A 6426-nucleotide genomic window follows, 5' to 3' on the forward strand; every position below is an offset into this window, starting at 1 on the left:
CGGGGCGCCACAACTACGCAATCTGTTCAAGCTGCCGGGTTAAGGGCACACCGTGATCATGCCCTGGCTTATCCTCTCGATCCTCCCGAACATCGACCTGCGCGTCGAGATCGCCGCCGAACAGATCGCCATCGTGCCGCCGACGGACGAGCGCGTAATTGCCTTGCGGGGCGAGCACCCGAACCTGGAGCAGTTCCTCGCGCGGTTCACAGGTTCGCACGGACGCGCGGTCCACCCTGCGGTCCTGCTGTTCGACGCGCAAGCCCCGGATACGAAGCGCACCGGCGAAGCGATGGTCGGTATCCGCAACGCGCTGGCCGTCTCGACCGTGCTCCAGCAGACCGCGCTCGAGCTGCAGTACCCTCAGGGGCACCGCATCCTCTTCACCGATCCGTTCGACTTCTATCCCTGGAACCTCGACCGCGATTTCGACCGGATGATCAGCATCACGCCGGCCAGCATGGCGATCCACCGGGTGGACGACTTTGCCGGTCAGCCTTCGCCCGGATCGCCCGTTCATACGCTCCAGCGGACCGGCATCGATCGCATCCTGCTCGGCGAGATTCTCGACCATTGGAACGCCGCCTATGGACAGCCGCGGATGACGCCGATGGGCCGCGCGCTGTTCCGCTCACTCAACATGGCGAACGCCGCGATGCGAATGCCGGCGACGACGGCCGCGACGATCTTCGACTATGGTCGCCAATGCGGATTATGGATCAGCGCGTTTGAGATTCTCGCGCATTTCGAACATGGCCGCGCCAATCTCGCCAACGTGTTCGCGCTGCTCGACATGAAGCGATTCCACATGCGCCGGTTAAATGCTCGGCGCTACCGGGTCCGCTATGGCGGCCAGCGGCTCAGCGTCACCCTCGCCCACAAGCTTTATGAGCGGCTATACCGCGTGCGGAACGACTTTCTGCACGGCAACCCAGTGACGGTGAAGTCGCTCCAAATCGCGCAAAGCGGCCGGTTCGTTGGGCATTTCGCGCCGCTGCTCTACCGCTTCGCGCTGCGCAACTTCCTCAACCTCCACTTCGTGCCGCAAGTGGCCCCCGGCGACATCCAGCAGCAGATCGCGGCCCGCTTCGAGGAGCATGGCTATGAGGCGGCGCAGCTCGACGCCGAGCAAGCGTTGCTGCTCGCCAATGTCGCGCCGGCCGACAACGAAGACTAAGCCATGCTCGATCAAGGGCGCGGCTGCGACCCGCCCGCGGCCGGCAGTTCCTTGTCCATGTTGAACCGCAGCACTTCCTCGAAGACACGGTTGCGCGCCTTGGCGTCAGTTATGAGCGAGGCGGCCGGCATCACATAGAGGTGCAGCGGGATATCGTCGGAGGCTCCGATGACGAAATCGTCATAGACCACACGTTCGCTGAGCGAGAACACGTCCTTGAAGCCGGTGCGCTTCATGTCCTTGTAGAATTCGTCGTCGATCTCGACGACGGAGAAAGCGAACACCTCCCGCACCGTGTCGATGCGATCGACCAGCTCACTAGCGTAAAGCCTGCACTGCACCAAGGCCTTGTTGTTCTCGAAGATGTCAGCGCCTGGCTTCTTGAACTCGATGATGACGATCTTGTTCGGGCGGCCATCATTATCCTTGGAGAAGAATGCGGCAACGTCGGGCTTGCGCTGCTGCTTCGACTCGGTCTCGACCCCGACTTCGCGAACAATTCGTGCCAGCGTCTCGTCGCTGTAGATGTTGCTGTAGGACAGGAACTTGTCGTCCACGAGCCAGACATTGTTCTCGCGGATGTCGCTGCCATCGCTGTGCTTGCGCAGGATGGCATTGTGCAGGACGTCCTCGGCTGAATCGCGCGGCATCTTGGCAAGGGAGTCGATGACCAGGGCGCGATGAACAATGAAGCGCGCCAAGTCGTCGCTAGCGAGGTGCGAAATATCGTCGAAAGCAACAGTGCGGCCTTCTTCCAGCGCTTCGACGAGCTGGTCTTCGCGCCGCGCCTGCTGCGCGCGGTAGGTCCCCTCCCTCGCCGTTCGCCACGAAAGCGTCCACGCCCCAGACTTCGCCCGTCGCACGAAACTGCATGACGAAATTGGTGAGTGGTTGCTGCCGATCTCCACGGACGCTGCCGGTATAAGTCAGATTGCCGCCCTTCGTTGTGCCCCAGCTTTGGCCTTGGGTTGGACCCAGGATCGCCGGTCGGACGCCACCTGCGCCATACTCGATCGGCGCTGACCATGACCGCGGCAGGATCCGAACGAAGCGATATGGCCCGTCGCTGGTCATCTTCGTGCCTGAGGTGCCGCCTTCGTTGATGGGGAGCGGGACGGTTGGATCGTACCATAGGCCAGGTGCCGGCCCCTCGCGCTGCCATTCCGGGCGCAGTGGCTCGGCGGCAGGCGTCGCTGCCGCGATCGAGAGGCGAAGCGCTTCGCGCAGCAGCAGCGCCCCCGCCACCGTCTTCACCACGCTGCCCGCCCCGCCGGACAGCGAAGTGCCGCCCAGGATCGCCGCGGCGATCACGGTCAGTTCCGATCCCTGCATCGCAGTGGGGTTGATCGCCCCGAGCCGGCAGCCGAACAGCACCCCGGCAAAGCCCGCGGCAACGCTCGACAGCACGAAGGCGCCGAGCCGATAGGCATGGACGTTGATGCCCGACAGCCGCGCTGCCTCGGCATTGCCGCCAACCGCATAGATGCGCCGCCCGAAGACGGTGAAGCGCAGCACGAACGCCACCGCGGCGGTAAACAGCGCGAGGTCGACGACCGGCGCTGCGACGGTGAACTGCGGTCCCACGAGAAGCGTCAGCCCGCCGAGCAGCACGCCGCCGGCGACCGCCAGCGGCTGCCGCTTGGCGAGCCCAATCGCCAGCAGCGCCACGGCGATCCCCAGCAGTGGCCAGAACAGCGGCACGCGCGTGCTCTCGAACGCGAGCATCTGCTGAAGCACCGCCGGGTCCTCGACCATCAGCGAGCGGCCGTCGGTGAGGACCAGCACCAACCCGCGCACTGCGGTCAGCGTGCCGAGCGTAACGATGAACGCGTTGATCCCGACGAACTGCACGATCGCGCCGTTCAGCAGGCCGACGGTGGCGGCGGTGCACAGCGCCGCGATCGCTGCGGGAGCGAAGCCGATCGTCCCCGCCAGCCCGACCAGCACCGCGGCGGCCAGCGCCGCCACCGAGGCGACCGACAGGTCGAAGGCGCCGGTGATCAGCATCACCGTCATCGCCACGCCCATGATCCCGATCAGCGAGGCCTGATAGACGATGTTGCCGAGGTTCTGTCCGGACAGATAGGGCGGCAGCCCGCGCGACGCGGCGAGCGCCGCCAACACCCCGAGCAGCAGCAGCAAGGCGTAATAGACCCCCGCCTCGCGCAGGCCGAAGCTTCGGCGCCAATCGGTCATGCAGCATTCTCCATCGGCAGGCGGCCACCGCCCGCCATGAGGATCAGGCTCGCCTCGTCGCTGATAGCCGGATCCGCCTCGCCGACCACCCGCCCGTCGCGCAGCACGAGGATGCGGTCGGCGATCGCGAGCAACTCCTCGAACTCCGAGGAGACGAGGAGGACGGCGATGCCGTCGTCGGCGAGCGTGCGGACGAGCCGCAGGATTTCGGTCCTGGCACCGATGTCGATGCCGGCGGTCGGCTCGTCGAGCAGCAACACGCGCGTCGTCGACGCGAGCCACTTCGCGATCACCACCTTTTGCGCGTTGCCGCCAGATAGCTCGGGCGGACACGCGTCGGGACCCGGCGCCTTGATCGCCAGCCGCTCGATCGCGGCCTCGGCGTCCCGCCGCTCGGCGCGCACATCGAGCAATATGCCTCCGGCTCGTGACAGCGCGATGTTCTCGGCGAGGGTGAGCAGCGGAACATAGCCTTGCGCGGCCCGGTCTTCGGGAACCAGCGCCAGCCCCGCCGCAACCGCCTCGTCGGGCCAGCGGCCGACCGGCGCACCGGCTAGCGTCACCGATCCGGACGCTTGCCGATCGGCGCCGAAGATCGCGTGGAGAAGCTCGCTGCGTCCTGACCCAAGCATCCCCGCCAGTCCGAGGATCTCACCTTCGCGGAGCGTCAGGTTCGTGGGGGCGAGCTTGCCCGGCGACGAGAGGTCGCGGACCTCGAGCAGCGGCGCACCCAGCGTCCGCGGTTCGGGCGCGCGCTCCAGAACGGCGACGGCGCGGCCGGCGATCGCGGCGGCGATCTGTCGCTCGTCCAGCGTCCGCGTCTCGGCGTGGAGCACCGCGCGCCCATCGCGCAACACGGTCACTTCGTCGGTCAGCGCAACGATCTCGTCGAGGAAGTGCGATACGAACAGCACCGCCTTGCCGTCCGCGGCCAGACGACGAATGGTCGCATACACCGCCTCGCGCTCGTGCCCGGCGAGCGATGCGGTCGGCTCGTCCATCACGATCACGTCGGCGCCGCTCGCCAGCGCCTGGCCGATGGCGACCATCTGGCGCGCGCCGATCGGCAGGTCCGCGACAAGCGCGTCGAGCGGAAAAGGATTGCCGAGCGCAGCGACCAGATCGACCACCGCCGCCCGTCCGTGCGAGCGACGCCAACCGCCTGTACGGAGAGTCGCGATGACAGCCCCTCTGTCCGGACTGCTGGTGATCGACATGGCGCAGTTCCTGTCGGGGCCTTCGGCAGCGCTACGACTGGGAGATCTGGGTGCACGGGTCATCAAGGTCGAGCGTCCCGGCACCGGCGACATCTGCCGCACCCTGTACCTCAGCGACACCGACGTCGAAGGCGATTCGACGCTGTTCCACGCGATCAACCGCAACAAGGAGAGCTTCGCCGCCGACCTGAAGGACCCCAAGCAGGCGGAGCAGGTCCGCCGGTTGATCGCGCAAGCGGACGTCGTGATCCAGAACTACCGCCCCGGCGTCGCCGATCGGCTCGGTTTCGGCCCCGACCGGCTCCGGGCGGATCATCCGCGCCTGGTCGTCGGCAGCATCTCCGGCTATGGCCCGGACGGCCCGTGGGCGGGCATGCCGGGACAGGATCTGCTCGCTCAGGCGGTGTCCGGCGCGATGTGGCTAAACGGCGACCGCGACGACGGCCCGGTCCCGTTCGGCCTCTCGGTGGCCGACATGCTCGCGGGACACATCCTGGTCGAAGGCATCCTGGCAGCGTTGGTGCGACGGGGCATCACGGGCGACGGCGCGCATGTCGAAACCAGCCTGTTGGAGGCGATGGTCGACCTCCAATTCGAGGTGCTGACCACGCATCTGAACGATGGCGGGCGACCGCCGATCCGCGCCGCCACCGCCAACGCCCACGCCTATTTGGCGGCACCCTACGGCGTATACCGCACCAGCGACGGCTGGCTGGCGCTGGCGATGACGCCTTCGTCGAAACTGGAGCATCTGCTCGAGTTGCGCCTCGGGCAGCGCAACCCATTTGCTGAGCGAGACCTAGTAAAGGCCATGGTCGCCGAGCGTCTGGGGACGAAGCGTACCGGCGAATGGATCGCTATACTGCAGCCGAACGACGTCTGGTGCGCCGCCGTACGGGATTGGCCAACATTGCTAGCAGAAGCCGGCTTTCGCAGACTCGAATTGTTGCAGACATTACAGCGTAACGGAACCTCGATTACCACAACCCGCGCACCGCTTCGCATCAACAGCAAGCGACCCGTCAGTCGAACTGCGGCCCCAATCGTAGGGACACATACTGCGGTGATCGCAGACGAGTTTGGGCTGGATTCGCTTTAAGGCTTCTCCTGGTGAAAACCGGTTAAGAAAAGTTCGTTTCACTGTCTTGAGATCGCCTTCGACGCGGCGGGTAAGGGATCGTTGATCACAGCCATAAAATCACAGATATTTCGACGGCGGAGGAGGCCGCAAGGTCACGGTGATCGGCAAGTGTGGTGCTCGTTTCGTGCGGCATATCCCCGTTCTTAATCTCGGCCTCGCGCATGAGGATCTATTGTGACGTGCCAACGGTTGACGAGGCAGGATGATAGTTGGTCCGCCGCAGCTACCCGGCCGATGGGCTGGGGCGGGATGTCAGCCGACGCTGGGAACGCGTAGAGCGGCGCATGGACTTCGATCAGCTGGTAATCCGCTTCTTCGGAACCGACGACATCGGCTCGCTGCCGCCGGATCAGCTCGTCGCGGGCGTCGAACGCCTGCGGCTGCAGTTCGGGCTGGAGAAGGATGGCGGGCGATGCTTCGCGCTCTGGTGCCTCCTCTACACGCTCGGCGTCACGCCGGGCCTTGATAGTGCCTTCGACGAGGAGGACGATCGGAACGCCGCCCGCGATTTCATGGATGTCGCCGATCGCGAAATGGGAGACGGCGGCTAAGCCCCCAACTCCGGTCGTTCATCGACCCAATCGACAACCTGAGGTGTTCAGTCCCGGCATCTGGTGGATCGGATTGACGATGAAGCGTTCTGGCTCTGAGGTCCAGAGCTTGGCGATGTATTCGTAGGGTGTGAGGCCGCTGAG

6 protein-coding genes are annotated in these 6426 nt (G+C 65.6%); 3 read left to right on the forward strand and 3 right to left on the reverse strand.

The window, feature by feature from the left end:
* Positions 1-58: 58 nt before the first annotated feature.
* Complete coding sequence (locus ACBY01_RS15345) at positions 59-1177, forward strand: hypothetical protein (protein WP_416461822.1); 1119 nt, start codon at positions 59-61, stop codon at positions 1175-1177.
* 11 nt (positions 1178-1188) lie between these two features.
* Here ACBY01_RS15345 and ACBY01_RS15350 read toward each other — a convergent pair whose 3' ends face one another.
* From ACBY01_RS15350 to ACBY01_RS15360, 3 genes are read right to left on the reverse strand one after another with little or no spacing between them, the layout of a single operon-like run.
* Positions 1189-1878: a hypothetical protein gene (locus ACBY01_RS15350; RefSeq protein WP_416461823.1), complete on the reverse strand. Its 690-nt coding sequence runs from the start codon at positions 1876-1878 to the stop codon at positions 1189-1191.
* A gap of 7 nt (positions 1879-1885) precedes the next feature.
* Positions 1886-3373: an ABC transporter permease gene (locus tag ACBY01_RS15355; RefSeq protein WP_416461824.1), complete on the reverse strand. Its 1488-nt coding sequence runs from the start codon at positions 3371-3373 to the stop codon at positions 1886-1888.
* Positions 3370-4503 (reverse strand): ATP-binding cassette domain-containing protein, encoded by a 1134-nt coding sequence (locus ACBY01_RS15360; RefSeq protein WP_416461826.1) that lies wholly within the window; start codon positions 4501-4503, stop codon positions 3370-3372. The genes ACBY01_RS15355 and ACBY01_RS15360 overlap by 4 nt, the downstream gene beginning before the upstream one ends.
* A gap of 49 nt (positions 4504-4552) precedes the next feature.
* On the opposite strand from ACBY01_RS15360, the gene ACBY01_RS15365 reads away from it, so the two are divergent.
* Positions 4553-5689, forward strand: a complete 1137-nt coding sequence (locus ACBY01_RS15365; protein ID WP_416461827.1) for a CaiB/BaiF CoA transferase family protein — start codon at positions 4553-4555, stop codon at positions 5687-5689.
* Positions 5690-5940: 251 nt separating this feature from the next.
* Entirely contained in the window at positions 5941-6282 is a 342-nt protein-coding gene (locus ACBY01_RS15370) for a hypothetical protein (protein ID WP_416461828.1), read from the forward strand.
* Positions 6283-6426 lie beyond the last annotated feature (144 nt).

Source organism: Sphingomonas mangrovi, from assembly GCF_047975845.1.
Taxonomy (GTDB): Bacteria; Pseudomonadota; Alphaproteobacteria; order Sphingomonadales; family Sphingomonadaceae; genus Sphingomonas.